Genomic DNA, 16,361 nt, shown 5'->3' with positions numbered 1-16,361 from the left:
GAATCACCGTTCCACGTTATCCGCTCACAGGAACAGCTCGGCGCCGCAGCCGGGCGACCACTCCGCACGCCCGTCGGTCGTCATGCGCACCCATTCGACACCCCGCTCGTGCGCGAGGCGCGGGCCGCCGTCGAAGAACAGCGCGGTCGCGACCGCGTCGGCCGTCATCGCGTCCCGCGCGACGGCCCACGTCGCGGCGATCGTGCGCACCGGCTGCCCCGTCCGCGCGTCGAGCACGTGATGCAGCGTCGTGCCGGTGGCCGACGGCCAGGCGCGCCGGGTGACCGCCGACGCGCACAGCGCGGCATCCGTCACCTCCCACACGCCGATCGCGCGACGCGGATCGAACGGATGCTCCAGCCCGATGCGCTGCGGCGTCCCCCGCACCGCCAGATCGCCGCCCGCGTCGACCGTGACGTCCCCCGCCGTCTCGTCGCATACGACGTCGAGCACGATGTCGACCAGGCGTCCCTTGCCGAGGGCGCCGACGTCGATCGTCGCGGCGCTGGAGAGCATGAGCCGCTCGTCGTCCCACGCGAGCAGCCTGCGCCAATCGGGGGGCGCCGCCACCGCCCCGCGATCGACCAGCGAGTACCGCGCGTCGTAGCCGAGCGCTTCGAGGGATCGCCCGACGAGCGGGTTCACGGCACCGTCCGTCGCCTCCCACACCGCCGCCAGCGCGTCGAGCATCGGCCCGGCGTCGTCGGGGAGCGGGACTTCCCCGCCGGCCCGCGCGAGCCGGGTCACCACGGAGTCCTTCCGGAACCGCGACCAGCTGCGGTCGAATGCCTCGATGCGGCCCCGTACGCGGTCGCGGGCAGGCTCGGGCAGCGGCTCGACGGTGACGACCTCCCAGACGGTGCCGATGGCGTCGAATCGCCAGGAGGACGCCGACCCGCCCATGGCTCAGGCGGCCGCCTCGGACTTGATCGCCTCGATCGCCTCGTTGAAGCCTCCGCTGGTCAGCGACGAGCCCGCGACGCGGCTGACCTGGATGTCGTCGATGTCCTGCCCGACCACGACGTCCGCGATGCCGCCGATGAACCGCCCCTGGTACTCCTCGGACTCGCTCTTCTGCGGGTCGCCGGTCACCTCCACATCGGTGATGACGTCGCCCTCCAGGGTGACGGTGACGGAGATGGTCTCGACGGACTCGGGGGTCGCGTAGGCGCCGTCGGCGGTGTACGTGCCGTCGGCATACGAGCCCGAGGCGCTGCCGGAGCCCGTCGACCCGGAGCCGGTCGCTTCCTGATCGGCTCCGGTGGCCGGCTCCTCCGCATCGGAGGCCGTCGCCGCGCAGCCGGCGAGGAGCGCGATCCCGGCGGCGGCGCTCAGTGCGGCGCCGGCTCGGACGGTGCGGGATGCGGGGGCGGTGCGGATCATTGCGGTCCTCCAGCTCGTGTCGTCGACGCGTCGGGCGTCGCGGCGATCCTCGCAACCGGTCCTATGAGGAAGCTTTGAGCGCGGGTGCCGGTGCGGACGCGGGCGGCCGGGCGCGCAGCAGCGCCTTGAGCACCTCGACGGCGACGAAGATCACGACCGAGAGCACGATGGGGAGGATCCACGCCGACGGGTCGAGCGGACGCGAGTCGAACAGCACGTTCATGAACGGCACATACGTGTAGATCAGCTGGAGGACGATGAGAGCAAGCGCTGACCACCACACCGCGCGGTTGCCGCGCAGCACGTCGAGGGTGAAGCTGGAGCGGGTCAGGAGCCGGCAGTTGAAGAGGTAGGCGAGCTGCCCCAGCGCGAGCATGAGCACCGCCTCGGTGCGTGCCACCTCGATGTCGACGCCGGTCGCCACGACGCCGTAGAACACGCCCATCGCCGCCCCGCCGATGAGGAACGACACGGCGAGCACGAAGCCGAGCTCGCGGCGGTCGATGATCGGCCCGCCGGTGGCGCGCGGGGGGCGTCGCATGATCCCGCGCTCGGCGGGCTCGTAGGCCAGCGCGAGCGAGAGGGTGACGGCGGTGACCATGTTGACCCACAGCACCTGCACCGACGTGAGGGGAAGGGCGAGCCCGAAGACGACCGCGACCAGGATGACGAGCGACTGCGCGCCGTTGGTGGGCAGCAGGAACACGATGGACTTGCGCAGGTTGTCGTAGATGCGCCTGCCCTCGGCGACGGCGCTGCGGATCGTGGCGAAGTTGTCGTCGGCGAGCACGAACTCCGCGGCCTCCTTGGTCGCCTCCGTGCCCTTGATCCCCATCGCGATGCCCACGTCCGCGCGCGTCAGGGCGGGGGCGTCGTTCACGCCGTCGCCGGTCATGGCGACCACCTCGCCGTGGGACTGCAGCGCGCGCACGATGCGGATCTTGTGCTCGGGGCTGGTGCGGGCGTAGACGTCGACGTCGCGCACCACCTCCCGCAGCTGCTCCTGGCTGAGCGCCTCGAGCTCGGTGCCGGTGAGAACCTCGGCGTCGGCGCCGGCGAGGCCCATCTCGCGGGCGATCGCCAGGGCGGTGCCGGCGTGGTCGCCGGTGATCATCTTCACGCCGATGCCGGCGGTGTGGCAGTCGGCGATCGCGTCGATCGCCTCCGGGCGCGGCGGATCGACGATCCCCCAGAGCCCGATGAACTCGAGGTCGACGAGGTCGTCCAGCGCGAACTCCTCGGTCGTCGCGCGCACGGGCTTGCGGGCGGCGGCGAGCACGCGCAGCCCGCGGGAGCTCAGCGCGGCGACCTGCTCCTCCCAGTGCGTGCGGTCCAGGGGCTGGGAGCCGTCCTCGCTCCGCTGCGTGAGCGAGCGCTCCAGCAGGCGGTCGGGCGCGCCCTTCACGAGGATCGCGCGCGACACCTCCCCCGCCGCCCCACCCGAGCGCGGGCCCTCGTTGAGCGTCGCCATCAGCTTGTTGGCCGAGTCGAACGGGATGACGGCGACGCGCCTTCCCCCCGCGCCCCCGACACCGCCCTTCATCGCGACGACCTTCAGTGCGCCCTCGGTGGGCTCGCCCACGAGGCTCCATCCGCCGTCGTCGTCGCGCACGATGTGGGCGTCGTTGCAGAGCGTGCCGATCGCCAGGATCGCGGAGAGGTCTCCGGGCAGCCCGTCCCCGGGCAGCCCGGCTCCGCCCGCCGGGGCGATGCGCCCCTCCGGCCGGTAGCCCAGACCGGTCACCTCGTAGTGCGCGAGGGGCGTGACGATGTGCCGGACCGTCATCTCGTTCCTGGTGAGCGTGCCGGTCTTGTCGGAGCAGACGGTGGTCACCGAGCCCAGCGCCTCGACAGCGGGGAGCTTGCGGGTGATGGCGTTGTGGCGGGCCATCTGCTGCACGCCGATTGCCAGCGTGATGGTCACGAGCGCTGGGAGGCCCTCGGGGATCGCCGCGACCGCGAAGCCGATGGCCGCCGAGATGAGCTCGGGGTACGGCATCCCGTGCAGGAAGCGCCCGATCATCATCATCACGGCCGCCATGCCCAGGATCACGAGCGTGAGGATCCGGCCGAACCCGTCGAGCTGGCGTGTGAGCGGTGTGGCGAGCGTCTCGGCCTCTTCGGCGAGGCTCTGGATCCGGCCGAGCTCGGTGGTCGCCCCGGTCGCGGTGACGACGCCCCGGCCCTGGCCGGCGCTCACGATGGTGCCCGAGAACGCCATCGACCGGCGGTCGCCGACGCCGGCGTCGGGGTCGACCGGGTCGTCGACCTTCGACGACGGGACCGACTCACCGGTGAGCGCCGCCTCGTCGATCCGCAGCTGGAAGGCCTCGAACAGCCGGAGGTCGGCGGGGACCTTGTCGCCCGGCATCAGCCGCACCACGTCGCCGGGGACGAGATCGGCCGCCGCCACCGTGACCCACCCGCCGTCGCGGCGGGCGCTGGCCTCGGCCGACAGCATCCCGCGAATCCCCGCGAGCGCCCGCTCGGCGCGCCCCTCCTGGATGTAGCCGATGACGGCGTTGATGATCGCGACGACCATGATGACCCAGAAGTCCAGCCAGTCCCCCATCAGCGCCTTGATGACGGCGGCGCCGAGGAGGATGTAGATCAGGGTGTCGTTGAAGTGCGAGAGGAACCGCAGCACGGCGGGGCGGCGCGCGGGCTCGGGAAGGCGGTTCGGCCCGGCGATCTCGAGGCGTCGGCCGGCGTCGTCGGAGGTCAGCCCCGACGCGTCGGCCTCGAGGTGCGCGAGCACCGCGTCCACGGGGAGCGCCCAGGGTCGTGCGACCGTCAGGCGGGCTTCGGTCAGCGGCTGGGACATCCTCACTCCGTCCTTGCGGTGCCGCCGCCCCGGCCGGTCCCGGGGGTCCGGGCCGCCTCGTCCGGCGTCGGCGTCAGGCGGCCCCGTCGAACATGCTGGTCACGGAGCCGTCCTCGAACACTTCGTGGATCGCCCGTGCGAGCAGCGGCGCGATAGGCAGAATCGTAAGGCTCGGGAAGCGCTTCTCGTCGGGGATCGGCACCGTGTCGGTGACGACGACCTGGTCGATGGCGGGGCTCTGCAGGCGCTGCGCCGCGGGGTCGCTGAAGATCGCGTGGGTCGCGGCGACGATGACCTTGACCGCGCCGTTGGCCTTGAGGGCCTCTGCGGCCTTCACGATGGTGCCGCCGGTGTCGATCATGTCGTCGACGAGGAGGCATACGCGGCCGTCGACGGCGCCGACGATCTCGTTGACGGTGACCTGGTTGGCGACGTTCGGGTCGCGGCGCTTGTGGATGATGGCCAGCGGCGCGCCGAGGCTGTCGGACCACGTGTCGGCGACGCGGACGCGGCCGGTGTCGGGCGAGACCACCGTGAGCCGGTCACGGTCCTCCGCGCTCAGGGTGTTCTCGAAGTACTCCAGCAGCACCGGCTTGGCGAAGAGGTGGTCGACGGGGCCGTCGAAGAAGCCCTGGATCTGCGCCGCGTGCAGGTCGACGCTCATGATGCGATCGGCGCCGGCGGTCTTGAACAGGTCGGCGACCAGGCGGGCGCTGATCGGCTCGCGACCTCTGCCCTTCTTGTCCTGACGCGAGTACGGGAAGTACGGGGCGACGACGGTGATGCGCTTCGCCGACGCGCGCTTGGCGGCGTCGAGCATGATGAGGGTCTCCATCATCCACTCGTTGACCGGGGGCCCGAAGCTCTGGATGAGGAAGAGGTCGCAGCCGCGGATCGACACCTCGAAGCGCGTCAGGATCTCCCCCGACGCGAACGTGCGGTACTCGGTGGGGACGAGCTCGGTGCTCAGCTGCTCGGCGACCTCGCCGGCCAGCTCGGGGTGCGAGCTGCCGCGTGCGACGACGAGGCGCTTCTTGGTCTTCGCGACGAGACCGGGGGCGATGTCGTTCGCCCGGTCGAGCTCAACGGTCTTCTTCTTGCGCGCCATCGTCCGCCTTCTGTGCGCCACGGGCCTTGGCGGCGACGTCCGCCGCACCTGTTCCCGGTCTGTTCTTCTCGACCCACCCCTCGACGTTCCGCTGAGGGGCGACGCTCAGTGCGAGGGCGCCGGCGGGGACATCCTTTCGGATGACCGCCCCGGCTCCGGTCTTCGCGCCGTCTCCGATCCTAACGGGCGCCACGAAGACGTTGTGCGAGCCGGCGTGCACCTCGTCGCCGATCTCGGTGCGGTGCTTGGTGAGGTCGTCGTAGTTGGCCGTGATGGCGCCCGCGCCCAGGTTGACGCCCCTGCCGATCGTCGTGTCGCCGATGTACGACAGGTGGGGCACCTTGCTGCGCTCGCCGATGGTCGAGTTCTTCGTCTCGACGAACGTGCCGATCTTGCCCTTGTCGCCGAGGTACGTGCCCGGACGGAGGTAGGCGAACGGGCCGACCGTCGCCCCGGCGCCGATGACTGCCAGCGTGGCGTCGGTGCGGGTCACGACCGCGTTCTCGCCGACCTCGCAGTCCACGAGGCTGGTGTCGGGGCCGACGGTGGCGCCGCCGGCGATCACCGTCGCGCGCAGGATGTGCGTGTTGGGCAGCACCGTCACGTCGGGCGCGAGCTTCGCCTCGACGTCGATCCAGGTCGTGGCCGGGTCGAGGATCGTCGCGCCCTCCAGCTGCCACCGCCGCACGGTGCGCGCGTTGAGCACACGGGCGGCCTCGGCGAGCTGGACCCGGTCGTTCACGCCCAGGGCGGCGGCGGCATCCGGCGCGGGCTGGGCCGCCACGGCGAACCCGTCGCCGCGCAGCAGCGCAACGACGTCGGTGAGGTACTTCTCGCCCTGTGCGTTGGCGGTGCCGACGAGCGCGAGCTCGGTGCGCAGCGCCGTCGCCTGGAAGACGTAGACGCCCGCGTTGATCTCGGTGACGGATGCCTCCTCCGCGGTGGCGTCCTTCTGCTCGACGATCCGCGACACGGTGCCGTCGGCGTCGCGGATGACGCGCCCGTAGCCGGTGGCGTCGCCCACCGTGGCGCTCAGGACCGTCGCGGCGACGGCGCGATCGCGGTGCGTGCGCACGAGCGCGGCGAGCGTGTCGGTCTCGAGCAGCGGCACGTCGCCGCTGAGGACCAGCACGTCCCCGGCGAAGTCGGCCAGCGCGTCCAGGGCCACCTCGACCGCGCGGCCGGTGCCGGGGATCTCGTCCTGGTCGACCACCACGACGTCGGGCGCGGCGCCGGCGACGGCCTCCGCCACGAGATCGCGCTCGTGGCGGACGACCACGACCACGCGCTGCGGATGGAGGGAGAGCGCGGTGTCGAGCACGTGCCCGACCAGCGGACGGCCGCCGATGCGGTGCAGCACCTTCGGCAGCGAGGACTTCATGCGCGTGCCCCGCCCGGCGGCGAGCACGATGACGGCCAGGGGGGTGTCACGGGGGGTGTCGGTCATGCTCCGCCGCCAGGACTCGAACCTGGACCTCACAGCTCCAAAGGCTGTCGTGCTGCCACTACACCACGGCGGACCGCCGCTCGCGCGGCCTCGTCAAGTCTGCCAGACCGCCCACCGGTCACTGAGCCTGTCGATGGCGGTACCTGCCGCGGCGCCCCGCGATAATGAAGGCATGACGGCGCAGAGCGACGAGGTGGACCGCATCGTCGAAGCGTGGATCACCCAGCGACCCGACCTCGACTTCTCGCCGCTGGGCGTGCTGTCGCGCGTCGACCGGCTGTCACGTCATCTCGACCGCGCACGCCGCGATGCCTTCCGGCGCAGCGAGCTCGAGCCATGGGAATGGGACGTTCTGTCGGCCCTGCGCCGCGCCGGCGAGCCGTTCCAGCTCAGCCCGAAGCAGCTGCTGCAGCAGACCCTCGTCTCCAGCGGCACCATGACCAATCGCATCGACCGGCTGGTCGGCCGCCGCCTCGTGCGGCGCGAGGCCGACCCCGACGACGGCCGCAGCGTGCTGGTGACGCTGACCGACGAGGGCAGGATCCGGGTGGATGCCGCGATCACACGGCTCGTCGACGCCGAGGCGCTCCTGCTGGAGAGCCTCTCCCGCGCCGACAGGGACCGCCTGGCCGCGCTGCTGCGAAAGCTGAGCCTCGGGTTCGACAGCGCGGACTGAGCGGCCGGCGCTCAGCCGATCTGCTCCGTGAGCTCGAACCAGCGCTCCTCGACGCCGTCCCGCTCCTTCTCGAGCTCGCCGATGCGCGTCATCTCCGCGCCGAGGCCGACGTAGTCCGACTGGTCGTGGTCGGCGAGCGCCGTGCGTGCCGCATCGATCTGCGACTCGAGCTTCTCCAGCCGCCGCTCCAGCGCGGCGACCTCCTTCTGCGCCGCCCGCAGCCCCTGCCCCGACAGCGAGGGGGACGCCGCGGGCGCGGCATCCGTCGCCTTCTCGGTCGCCGGCGACGCCCCGCGCTCCCGCTCGCGCAGCCGCAGGTACTCCTCGACGCCACCGGGAAGGTGACGCAGGCGACCGCCGAGGATCGCGTACTGCTGGTCGGTGACGCGCTCGAGGAAGTAACGGTCGTGCGAGACGACCAGGAGCGTCCCCGGCCACGAGTCGAGGAGGTCCTCGATAGCGGCCAGCATGTCGGTGTCGAGGTCGTTCGTGGGCTCGTCGAGGATGAGGACATTGGGCTGCTCGAGGAGGATGAGCAGCAGCTGCAGCCGCCGCTTCTGCCCGCCGGAGAGGTCCTTTACCGGCGTCGAGAGCTGCGCGTTCAGGAAGCCCATGCGCTCGAGGAGCTGTCCGGGCGTCAGCTCCTGCGCCTTGGATCCGCTGCCGAACGTGTACGTGGTGCGCAGGCCCGCGATGACGACCCGCACGGGATCGTCGAGGTGCTCCTCGAGCTCGTCGAGACGCTGGGTCAGCGTCGCGACCTTGACGGTCTTCCCCCGCTTGACGCGGCCCGTCGTCGGCTGGACGTCGCCGGACACCAGGCCGAGGAGCGTCGACTTGCCGGCGCCGTTGACGCCGAGGATGCCGGTGCGCTCGCCCGGCGCGATGCGCCACTCGACGGGCCGCAGCACCTCACGCCCGGCGTAGGAGACGCCCGCGTCGAGAAGGTCGACGACGTCCTTCCCCAGCCGCGAGACGGCGAGGGAGCGCAGCTCGGTGGCGTCGCGGATCTCGGGGACGTCGGCGATGAGCACGTTCGCGGCGTCGATGCGGAACTTCGGCTTCGACGTGCGCGCGGGCGCACCGCGGCGCAGCCACGCCAGCTCCTTGCGTGCGAGGTTCTGGCGCCGCTGCTCGATGACGGCAGCCTGGCGGTCCCGCTCGACCCGCTGCAGGATGTATGCCGCGTAGCCGCCCTCGAACGGCTCGACGATGCGGTCGTGCACCTCCCAGGTCGTCGTGCACACCTCGTCGAGGAACCACCGGTCGTGCGTCACGACGAGCAGTCCGCCCTGGTTGGCGGGCCAGCGCCGCTTGACGTGGTCGGCGAGCCACGCGATCGCCTCGACGTCGAGGTGGTTCGTCGGCTCGTCGAGGAACAGCACGTCGTGGTCGCCCACGAGGAGGGCGGCGAGTGAGACGCGCCTCCGCTGGCCGCCGGAGAGCCCGGCGACGGGCCCGTCCCACGCGAGGTCGCCGAGGAGTCCGGCGATGACGTCGCGCGCGCGTGCGTCGCCGGCCCACTCATGATCCGGCCGGTCGCCGACGACCGCCTGACGCACCGTGAGCGCCTCGTCGAGGACGTCGGCCTGGTCGAGAACCCCGACCCGCACGCCCCCGCGCACGGTGACGCGTCCGCCGTCGGGTTCGAGGCGGCCGGCGAGCATCGCCAGCAGGCTCGACTTGCCGTCGCCGTTGCGTCCGACGACGCCGATGCGGTCGCCCTCGTCGATGCCCAGCGACACGCGGTCGAAGACGACCTTGGTCGGGAACTCCAGGTGCAGGGCCTCGGCCCCCAGAAGATGTGCCATCCCTTACAGGCTAGGCGAGGGAGAGGAACAGCTTCTCCAGCTCGTCGGGCTGCGGGCCGTCGGCGTCGGGGTCCGACAGACACCCCTTCAGCGCTGTCGAGATGACGAGGAAGCCCGCCCGGTCGATGGCTTTGGAGACGGCCGAGAGCTGCTGGACGACGTCGCGGCAGTGCGCGTCGCCCTCCACCGCCGCGATGACGGCGGCGAGCTGGCCGTGCGCCCGTCGCAGCCGGTTGGCGATCTTGCGCTGAGCCTCGGGGTCGTAGGCCGAGATGGCCCCAGTGGCGTCCGTCATGGCGGGTCCTTCCGATCGGATTTGACATCGATAATACCCCGTGGGGTATAGTTTGGAGATACCCCCCGGGGTATTCATCCAATCAACGGAAGCGAGTGGGATCCATGTGCCGAGCAACGACATGCCGCATCTGCGGGAAGACGACGTGGGCCGGATGCGGACAGCATGTGCAGTCCGTGAAGCGGACCGTGCCGGCGTCGCAGTGGTGCGACGGCAACCACACCGCAGCACAGCGCGACGCCGCCACCGCGACGAGCGGCGGATTCTTCGCACGCCTCTTCAGCCGATAGGACCGGACCCCATGACCACGACAGCACTCACCGCCGCCGACTTCGAGACCACCGTGACCGGCGAGGGCATCGTCCTCGTCGACTTCTGGGCCGCGTGGTGCGGCCCCTGCCGGGCGTTCGCGCCGGTGTTCGAGCAGGCCGCCGCCCGGCACCCCGACATCGTGTTCGCGAAGGTCGACACCGAGGCCGAGCAACAGCTCGCCGCGGCGATGCGGATCACCTCCATCCCCACCCTGATGGTCTTCCGCGACGGCATCCTCGTCTTCTCGCAGCCGGGCGCCCTCGCCGCGCCTCAGCTCGAGCAGCTCGTCGCGGGCGCCCGCGCCCTCGACATGGACGACGTCCGGCGACAGATCGCCGCACACGAAGCCCGCGGCGCGGACGCCGCCTGAGCCAGACGACGGAGACGCGACATGCTGCTCGAGCACATCTACGACGAGGACCTCGCTCAGGCGAGCTACGTGATCGGATGCCAGGCCCAGGGCGTGGCGATCGTCGTCGACCCGCGCCGCGACGTCGAGGTCTATCTCGAGATCGCCCGCAAGAACGGGATGAAGATCACCGCGGTGACCGAGACCCACATCCACGCGGACTACCTGTCCGGCACGCGCGAGCTCGCCGCCAGGACCGGCGCGACGATGCACGTCTCCGACGAGGGCGGGCCCGACTGGACGTACGGCAGCGGGTTCGCCGACGCGGTGAGGATGAAGGACGGTCACGAGATCCGGATCGGCAACATCACCGTCACGGCGGTGCACACCCCGGGCCACACCCCCGAGCACCTGTCATTCCTCGTCACCGACGGCGCCCATGCCGACGCCCCCGGCTTCATGCTCACCGGCGACTTCGTGTTCGTCGGCGACATCGGGCGTCCCGATCTGCTGGACGAAGCGGCGGGCGGCGTCGACACGCGCTTTTCCGGAGCCCGGGACCTCTTCGCGAGTCTGCGCGACAAGTTCCTCACACTGCCCGACTACGTGCAGGTGCTCCCCGCGCACGGCTCGGGAAGCGCGTGCGGCAAGGCGCTCGGCGCGGTGCCGACGTCGACCGTGGGCTACGAGCGCGCCTTCGCGTGGTGGAGCCGCTATCTCCGCGACGACGACGAGCAGGGCTTCGTCGACGAGCTGCTCAGCGGCCAGCCCGACGCCCACGCGTACTTCGCACGGATGAAGGCGCAGAACAAGAGCGGCCCCGCCGTCCTCGGGCCTCGGCCCCCGCTGGTCGAATACGCACCCGACCGCCTGCGGGCGGCGCTGTCCGCCGATGAGGTGATCTTCGTCGACACCCGCCACCACCGCCAGGTGCACGAGGGGACGGTCGCCCGTTCGCTCAACATCCCGGGTGCGGCGAAGGCCGCCACCTACGGCGCGTGGGTGTACGACCCCGAGCGCGAGAGCCGTCCGCTGGTCGTCCTGGCGGAGGACCGCGAACACGCCGACGAGCTGCGCGATCATCTGGTCCGCGTCGGGATCGACGCGGTCGCCGGCTTCGCGACGTCTCTCGCGGGCCTCGACCTCGTCACGCCCGCCACGGTGGCGCCGGACGCCCTCGGCGAATTCCCGCACTCGCTCCTGCTGGACGTGCGCAACAGGACGGAGTACGCGGCGGGGCACCTGCCCGGCGCGCAGCAGCTCAGCGGCGGGCGCGCCCTGTGGGAGCGGGCCCGGCTCGCGGGGTCAGGCACGATCGTCACGTACTGCCAGAGCGGCGTGCGCAACAGCGTCACGGCCAGCGCCCTGCGCCGCGGCGGGTTCGACGTCGTCGAGCTCGACGGGTCGTACCTGGGCTGGCTGGCCGTCCCGGGCAATGTGCCGGTGACCGACGAGACCGCGTCCGACACCACGCTCGCGGCATAGCGCGCCCTGCGCGCAGCCCGGCACCACCCGGAGATCCGCCATGGACCCCAGTCACCTCGTCGCAGGGCTGCTGCTCGCAGTGGTCGTCGGCGTCCTGCTCGGCCTCCTCGGCGGCGGCGGCTCGATCCTCACCGTGCCGATCCTCACCTACGTGCTCGGGATGCCGCCGCGCGAGGCGATCGCGTCATCGCTGTTCATCGTCGGGACGACGAGCGCCGTGAGCGTCATCACCCACGCCCGGGCGGGCAGGGTGCGGTGGCGGACCGGACTCCTCTTCGGCGCCGCCGGCATGGCCGGGGCGTTCGCGGGCGGCCTCGTCGGGGGTCTCCTGCCGGGAGCGGTCCTGATGGTGCTGTTCGCGGCGATGATGATCGCCACGGCCGTCGCCATGATCCGCGGCCGCCGCGGGGCCACCCCCGAGACGGCCCCGGAGCGCCCGGTGGGCCGCATCCTGCTCGACGGATTCCTGGTGGGCATCGCCACCGGCCTCGTCGGCGCCGGCGGCGGGTTCCTCATCGTCCCGGCGCTGACGCTGCTGGGCGGGCTGCCCATCGCGATCGCCATCGGCACGTCGCTGCTCATCATCGCGATGAAGTCGTACGCGGGCCTGGCCGGCTACCTCTTCGCGGTGCAGCTGAACTGGCCCGTCGTCCTCGCCTTCACCGGCACCGCCGTCGCCGGATCCTTCGTCGGCAGCGCCCTCGCCGGACGACTCCCCGAGCGCGCGCTGCGGACGGGCTTCGGCGTCTTCGTCCTCGCCATGGGTGCATTCGTGCTCTCCCAGGAGCTTCCCCGGCTGCTGGCGCTCGCGCCCGGCTGACGGCAGGACCCACCCCCTTCCCCCTCCCCCATTCCCCCGCATCACAAGGAGAACACCATGTCCCGCTTCCCCGCGATCATCCTGGGCGCCGCGGCGCTCGCGCTGACCCTCACCGGCTGCGCCGGGTCGCCCGTCGACGTCGGCGATGAGGCGATCATCATCGACGTGCGCACGGCGCAGGAGTACGCGGCGGGCCACCTCGACGGAGCGGAGAATCTCGACGTCACCTCGGGAGAGCTGTCCGCGGCCCTCGCGACGCTCGAGCAGGACGCGGAGTACCTCGTCTACTGCCGGTCGGGCAACCGCTCCGCCCAGGCCGTCCGGCTCATGCAGGACGCCGGGTTCACCGATGTGACCGACCTCGGCTCACTCGACCAGGCCGCGCAGTCGACGCAGCTCCCCGTCGTGGGCTGACCGGCGATCAGTACCAGAAGCTGAGGCGCGGCGTCGTGTGCCAGGACAGCAGGCGCGTCGCCGCGGCGATCGGCCCGGTGCCGTCGGGGCCCTCGTGCGAGGCATCCGTCACACGCACCCGGCCGGCCGCGGCGAGCGTCGCGAGCGAGACGCCGCCGAGGTAGGTCGCCGACAGCTCGGCGATGCCCAGCTCGACCACCGGCGCGTCCGGCTCCTCGTCGTCCGCGAGGCGCCGGACGCGGCCCGCGCCGGCCTCGTCCACCTCGAGCAGCCAGCGCCCGCCGGCGAGGTCCAGCGGATCGGAGACGTCGAGCACGACACGCCCCGCGGCACCGTACCGGCGCGCCTCCAGCGCGGTGACCACATCGATGATCCGCACGTACTGGTGGTCGCGCACCGTCACCTTCGCAGCGCGCTGGTCGGCGATCATCCACAGCAGCGGCTCGTCCGCCGAAAGCTCCGCCGCGTGCACCTCGGCCACCAGATCGAGCTCGAGCAGGAACCGCCACAGCGCGGCATAGGCGGCATCCGTCTCGGCCAGCAGGTAGCGGACCTCCACGGTCGCCTTCGTGAAGTCGTCGTGGTTCTCGCGCACCGTGTACACCGCCGCGCCGCGGACCTCGCCGTCGGCATCGGCGTACTGCACCGCGCGCCTGTCCCCGGCCTTCTCGGCCGTGGGGTTCGTACCGGCGAAGCCGTCCCAGTGACCTCCGGGCACGTCGATCTCGCCCGCGGTCCGCCGGCGGACGCGCTCGTGCAGCATCGGCAGCAGCTCGCGCACCCGCTCGCGGCTGATGAAGTCGATGCGCCCGTCGGGCCGAGGACCCACCCACCCCGCGCGCCTGGTCTCGATGCGCCACGAGGCCCCCGCCGCCGCCGGCCCGAAGCCGTAGCGTCCGTACAGGGTCGACTCGCTCACGGTGAGCATCGCCATGGGCACGCCGGCGTCCCGGGCTGCGCGCAGCTCGCCCTCGAGCATCGCGCGCGCCACGCCGCGCCGGCGGTGCGTCGGCGCCACCGTGACGGCGGAGATCGCGCACGACCGGATGACGCCGCCACCGGGCACCGTGAGCTCGCCGATCCACGACGCGATGGTCGCCACCGGGGTCTCGGGCGCGGGTCCCGCGCCGTCGAAGACGCCGGTGAGCCTGCGGTATCCGCTGCGCTCGCGCGCAGCGGCGATCTGCTCGTCGCTGCGCTCGCCGTCCTGGAAGCCGCGCGCGACCGACTGCAGCCAGGGCGCATACCCGTCGCCGTCGACGGCGACGCGGCGATAGTCCAGACCGGTGCGGGCGAGGCTCTCGCGGGACCGGGCGTCGACGTCGCCGGCGCGGAAGGCCGCGCGGTCGGACTCGCCGGCAGGGGCGTGGGCGTCGGGCTCGTTCATGGATCCTCCGTGTCTGCCGCGGGGCGCGGCCTGAGTCGATGCGGCGTGCTACGGCAGCACGCGGGCTCCGGCGACGGGACCGTGCACGTGCAGCGCCTCGTACCCCGCAGCCGACAGCGTGATCTGGACCTCGAGCGCCGCCTCCGGGTCGACGGCGAGGAAGGCGAGCGTCGGCCCCGATCCCGAGACCATCCCGCTCAGAGCGCCGGACTGCTCGCCGAGCTCCAGCACCTCGCGCAGCTCGGGGCGCAGCGAGAGCGCGGCGATCTGCAGGTCGTTGCGGGTGTGCTCGGCCAGCGCGACGGGGTCGCCCGCGCGCAGGGCCTGCAGCACGCCCGGGTCGACGGCGGGCACCCGGGCGCCGGCGGCGATGTCGGGGCGATCCCGCAGCTCGTCGAGGTGCGCGTACACCTCGGGCGTCGACAGCCCGGCGTCCGAGGGGACCACCACCCAGTCGAATCGTCCCTTCGCCAGGGCGGGGCTCAGCTGGTCGCCCCTGCCGGTGCCGATCGCCGTGCCGCCCAGCAGCGCGAAGGGCACATCGGCCCCCAGGCGCGACGCGAGCTTGAGCAGCTCGGCCGTGCCGAGCTCGGCGCCCCACAGCGCATCGCACGCGACGAGGGCGGCCGCGGCATCCGCGGATCCTCCGCCCATGCCGCCGGCGACCGGCACGTGCTTGACGATGTCGAGATGCGCGCCGCCCGTGTGGCCGATCCGCTGCGCGACGAGCCTCGCGGCACGCACCGCGAGGTTGCGGTCGTCGGCGGGCACGCCCGAGACGTCGACCGTCCCCGTGACGGCGACCGTGAAATCGTCGCTGGGCGTCGCCCACACGTCTTCGTACAGCGAAACCGCCTGATATGCCGACGCCACATCGTGGTAGCCGTCGGACTGCACGCCGCCGACCTCGAAGAAGAGGTTCAGCTTTCCCGGCGCCCGAACCCTGACGCCGTCGGCGGCGAGGGCCTGGCTCACCGGTTCGCCGATTCCGCCCAGAGGTCCACGTCGATCCCGTCCGACAGGGCGTCGATGCGCTCCTCCTCCTCCATCGTGAAGGCGGGACCGTCGAGCGCCTTGAGGTTCTCGTCGAGCTGCGCGGGACGCGACGCACCGATGAGCGCCGAGGCGACCACCGGATCGCGGAGCACCCACTGGATCGCCATCTGCGCCAGGGACTGCCCTCGCTCCTTCGCGATGACGTCGAGCGAGCGCAGCGTCGACAGGCCCTTGTCGCTGAGCGGGCCGCCGGGAAGCGAGGCCCGCTGCTGGGCGCGGTCGGCGGTGCCGCCGGCGAGGTACTTGTCGGTGAGCAGGCCCTGCGCCAGCGGCGTGAAGGCGATCGCCCCCATGCCCTCCTTCTTCAGCACGCCCGTCAGGCCGTCCTCGACCCAGCGGTTGAGGATCGAGTACGCGGGCTGGTGGATCACCAGCGGAGTGCCGAGCGACCGGGCGACGGATGCCGCCACCGCCGTGCGCTCGGCGCTGTACGACGAGATGCCGACGTAGAGCGCCTTGCCCTGCCGCACGAGGGTGTCGAGGGCTCCGACGGTCTCCTCGATCGGCACGTCCGGGTCGACGCGGTGGGAGTAGAAGATGTCGACGTAGTCGATGCTCATCCGCTTCAGGGACTGCTCGGCGCTGGCGATGATGTACTTCCGCGACCCGCCGTTGCCGTACGGGCCGTGCCACATGTCGTAGCCCGCCTTCGACGAGATGATGAGCTCGTCCCGGTACGGGGCGAAGTCCTCCCGCATCATCCGGCCGAAGTTCGTCTCGGCCGTGCCGTAGGGCGGGCCGTAGTTGTTCGCGAGGTCGAAATGGGTGATGCCCCGGTCGAACGCGTGACGCAGCAGCGCGCGCTGGTCGTCGAACGGGATGTTGTCGCCGAAGTTCCACCACAGCCCCAGCGAGACCGGCGGCAGCGTGAGTCCCGACGTCCCGACACGGCGGTAGGATGACCCCGCGTAGCGGTCGGCGTCGGCGGTGTAGGGGCGGTGGAGGTCTCCTCCACGGGACAGGTAGCGCGCGTCTTCGGTCACCGGTCCAGGCT

At 72.1% G+C, this 16,361-nt stretch carries 16 protein-coding genes and 1 tRNA gene; 6 read left to right on the top strand and 11 right to left on the bottom strand.

The window, feature by feature from the left end; translation table 11 throughout:
* Positions 1 to 24: 24 nt before the first annotated feature.
* From ACZBH1_RS12985 to ACZBH1_RS12960, 6 genes are all read right to left on the bottom strand, one after another.
* Positions 25 to 903, bottom strand: a complete 879-nt coding sequence (locus tag ACZBH1_RS12985) for an FAD:protein FMN transferase (protein ID WP_463646590.1) — start codon at positions 901 to 903, stop codon at positions 25 to 27.
* A 3-nt stretch (positions 904 to 906) separates the two neighbouring features.
* Positions 907 to 1,383, bottom strand: coding sequence for an FMN-binding protein (locus ACZBH1_RS12980; protein WP_463646589.1), 477 nt, complete (start codon positions 1,381 to 1,383; stop codon positions 907 to 909).
* A 61-nt stretch (positions 1,384 to 1,444) separates the two neighbouring features.
* Positions 1,445 to 4,207 (bottom strand): cation-translocating P-type ATPase, encoded by a 2,763-nt coding sequence (locus tag ACZBH1_RS12975; RefSeq protein WP_463646588.1) that lies wholly within the window; start codon positions 4,205 to 4,207, stop codon positions 1,445 to 1,447.
* A gap of 73 nt (positions 4,208 to 4,280) precedes the next feature.
* A complete protein-coding gene (locus ACZBH1_RS12970) occupies positions 4,281 to 5,315 on the bottom strand; it encodes a ribose-phosphate diphosphokinase (protein ID WP_336396478.1) in 1,035 nt (344 codons plus the stop codon).
* Positions 5,290 to 6,762: a bifunctional UDP-N-acetylglucosamine diphosphorylase/glucosamine-1-phosphate N-acetyltransferase GlmU gene (gene glmU / locus ACZBH1_RS12965; protein ID WP_463646587.1), complete on the bottom strand. Its 1,473-nt coding sequence runs from the start codon at positions 6,760 to 6,762 to the stop codon at positions 5,290 to 5,292. Before glmU ends, ACZBH1_RS12970 begins: the two co-directional genes overlap by 26 nt.
* Before the next feature lies 1 nt (position 6,763).
* Positions 6,764 to 6,835 (bottom strand) — tRNA-Gln (locus ACZBH1_RS12960).
* A 99-nt stretch (positions 6,836 to 6,934) separates the two neighbouring features.
* Here ACZBH1_RS12960 and ACZBH1_RS12955 point away from each other — a divergent pair.
* The gene (locus ACZBH1_RS12955) at positions 6,935 to 7,438 is read left to right on the top strand and encodes a MarR family winged helix-turn-helix transcriptional regulator (RefSeq protein WP_336396480.1); all 504 of its coding nucleotides are present in this window, start codon (positions 6,935 to 6,937) and stop codon (positions 7,436 to 7,438) included.
* Between the two features lie 11 nt (positions 7,439 to 7,449).
* On the opposite strand, the gene ACZBH1_RS12950 is transcribed toward ACZBH1_RS12955, so the two are convergent.
* Together ACZBH1_RS12950 and ACZBH1_RS12945 are read right to left on the bottom strand one after the other, a co-directional pair.
* On the bottom strand, positions 7,450 to 9,249 hold the full coding sequence (locus ACZBH1_RS12950; protein ID WP_378881517.1) for an ABC-F family ATP-binding cassette domain-containing protein: 1,800 nt from the start codon (positions 9,247 to 9,249) through the stop codon (positions 7,450 to 7,452).
* Between the two features lie 10 nt (positions 9,250 to 9,259).
* Entirely contained in the window at positions 9,260 to 9,544 is a 285-nt protein-coding gene (locus ACZBH1_RS12945; RefSeq protein WP_378881520.1) for a metal-sensitive transcriptional regulator, read from the bottom strand.
* 104 nt (positions 9,545 to 9,648) lie between these two features.
* On the opposite strand from ACZBH1_RS12945, the gene ACZBH1_RS12940 reads away from it, so the two are divergent.
* Genes ACZBH1_RS12940 through ACZBH1_RS12920 form a run of 5 tightly spaced genes read left to right on the top strand, consistent with a single transcriptional unit; the run spans position 9,649 to position 12,924 of the window.
* The gene (locus ACZBH1_RS12940) at positions 9,649 to 9,834 is read left to right on the top strand and encodes a DUF8730 family Cys-rich protein (RefSeq protein ID WP_336396483.1); all 186 of its coding nucleotides are present in this window, start codon (positions 9,649 to 9,651) and stop codon (positions 9,832 to 9,834) included.
* A gap of 11 nt (positions 9,835 to 9,845) precedes the next feature.
* A complete protein-coding gene (gene trxA, locus ACZBH1_RS12935; RefSeq protein ID WP_336396484.1) occupies positions 9,846 to 10,226 on the top strand; it encodes a thioredoxin in 381 nt (126 codons plus the stop codon).
* A 21-nt stretch (positions 10,227 to 10,247) separates the two neighbouring features.
* Positions 10,248 to 11,690 (top strand): MBL fold metallo-hydrolase, encoded by a 1,443-nt coding sequence (locus ACZBH1_RS12930; protein WP_463646586.1) that lies wholly within the window; start codon positions 10,248 to 10,250, stop codon positions 11,688 to 11,690.
* A gap of 40 nt (positions 11,691 to 11,730) precedes the next feature.
* Positions 11,731 to 12,510 carry a sulfite exporter TauE/SafE family protein gene (locus tag ACZBH1_RS12925; RefSeq protein ID WP_463646585.1) on the top strand — a complete coding sequence of 260 codons (780 nt, stop codon included), beginning with the start codon at positions 11,731 to 11,733 and terminating at the stop codon, positions 12,508 to 12,510.
* A 57-nt stretch (positions 12,511 to 12,567) separates the two neighbouring features.
* Entirely contained in the window at positions 12,568 to 12,924 is a 357-nt protein-coding gene (locus ACZBH1_RS12920; RefSeq protein ID WP_463646584.1) for a rhodanese-like domain-containing protein, read from the top strand.
* A gap of 7 nt (positions 12,925 to 12,931) precedes the next feature.
* Here ACZBH1_RS12920 and ACZBH1_RS12915 read toward each other — a convergent pair whose 3' ends face one another.
* The 3 genes from ACZBH1_RS12915 to ACZBH1_RS12905 are packed head-to-tail and all read right to left on the bottom strand — an operon-like array spanning position 12,932 to position 16,350.
* Positions 12,932 to 14,311 (bottom strand): GNAT family N-acetyltransferase, encoded by a 1,380-nt coding sequence (locus ACZBH1_RS12915; RefSeq protein ID WP_463646583.1) that lies wholly within the window; start codon positions 14,309 to 14,311, stop codon positions 12,932 to 12,934.
* Positions 14,312 to 14,359: 48 nt separating this feature from the next.
* A complete protein-coding gene (locus ACZBH1_RS12910; protein WP_463646582.1) occupies positions 14,360 to 15,286 on the bottom strand; it encodes a 4-(cytidine 5'-diphospho)-2-C-methyl-D-erythritol kinase in 927 nt (308 codons plus the stop codon).
* Positions 15,283 to 16,350: an aldo/keto reductase gene (locus ACZBH1_RS12905; protein ID WP_463646581.1), complete on the bottom strand. Its 1,068-nt coding sequence runs from the start codon at positions 16,348 to 16,350 to the stop codon at positions 15,283 to 15,285. Before ACZBH1_RS12905 ends, ACZBH1_RS12910 begins: the two co-directional genes overlap by 4 nt.
* Between the last annotated feature and the right edge of the window lie 11 nt (positions 16,351 to 16,361).

Source organism: Microbacterium sp. ZXT2-5 (assembly GCF_055329545.1).
Note: the sequence above shows the minus strand (reverse complement) of the source record. Positions and strands in the feature narration are given on the sequence as shown.

Bases quoted from the DNA above. Each gene is read 5' to 3' on its own strand.
- ACZBH1_RS12940 (WP_336396483.1), top strand. From the start codon at position 9,649: ATGTGCCGAGCAACGACATGCCGCATCTGCGGGAAGACGACGTGGGCC.
- ACZBH1_RS12975 (WP_463646588.1), bottom strand. From the start codon at position 4,207: ATGTCCCAGCCGCTGACCGAAGCCCGCCTGACGGTCGCACGACCCTGG.
- trxA (WP_336396484.1), top strand. From the start codon at position 9,846: ATGACCACGACAGCACTCACCGCCGCCGACTTCGAGACCACCGTGACC.
- ACZBH1_RS12925 (WP_463646585.1), top strand. From the start codon at position 11,731: ATGGACCCCAGTCACCTCGTCGCAGGGCTGCTGCTCGCAGTGGTCGTC.
- ACZBH1_RS12950 (WP_378881517.1), bottom strand. From the start codon at position 9,249: ATGGCACATCTTCTGGGGGCCGAGGCCCTGCACCTGGAGTTCCCGACC.
- ACZBH1_RS12920 (WP_463646584.1), top strand. From the start codon at position 12,568: ATGTCCCGCTTCCCCGCGATCATCCTGGGCGCCGCGGCGCTCGCGCTG.
- ACZBH1_RS12930 (WP_463646586.1), top strand. From the start codon at position 10,248: ATGCTGCTCGAGCACATCTACGACGAGGACCTCGCTCAGGCGAGCTAC.
- ACZBH1_RS12985 (WP_463646590.1), bottom strand. From the start codon at position 903: ATGGGCGGGTCGGCGTCCTCCTGGCGATTCGACGCCATCGGCACCGTC.
- ACZBH1_RS12980 (WP_463646589.1), bottom strand. From the start codon at position 1,383: ATGATCCGCACCGCCCCCGCATCCCGCACCGTCCGAGCCGGCGCCGCA.
- ACZBH1_RS12945 (WP_378881520.1), bottom strand. From the start codon at position 9,544: ATGACGGACGCCACTGGGGCCATCTCGGCCTACGACCCCGAGGCTCAG.
- glmU (WP_463646587.1), bottom strand. From the start codon at position 6,762: ATGACCGACACCCCCCGTGACACCCCCCTGGCCGTCATCGTGCTCGCC.
- ACZBH1_RS12970 (WP_336396478.1), bottom strand. From the start codon at position 5,315: ATGGCGCGCAAGAAGAAGACCGTTGAGCTCGACCGGGCGAACGACATC.
- ACZBH1_RS12955 (WP_336396480.1), top strand. From the start codon at position 6,935: ATGACGGCGCAGAGCGACGAGGTGGACCGCATCGTCGAAGCGTGGATC.
- ACZBH1_RS12915 (WP_463646583.1), bottom strand. From the start codon at position 14,311: ATGAACGAGCCCGACGCCCACGCCCCTGCCGGCGAGTCCGACCGCGCG.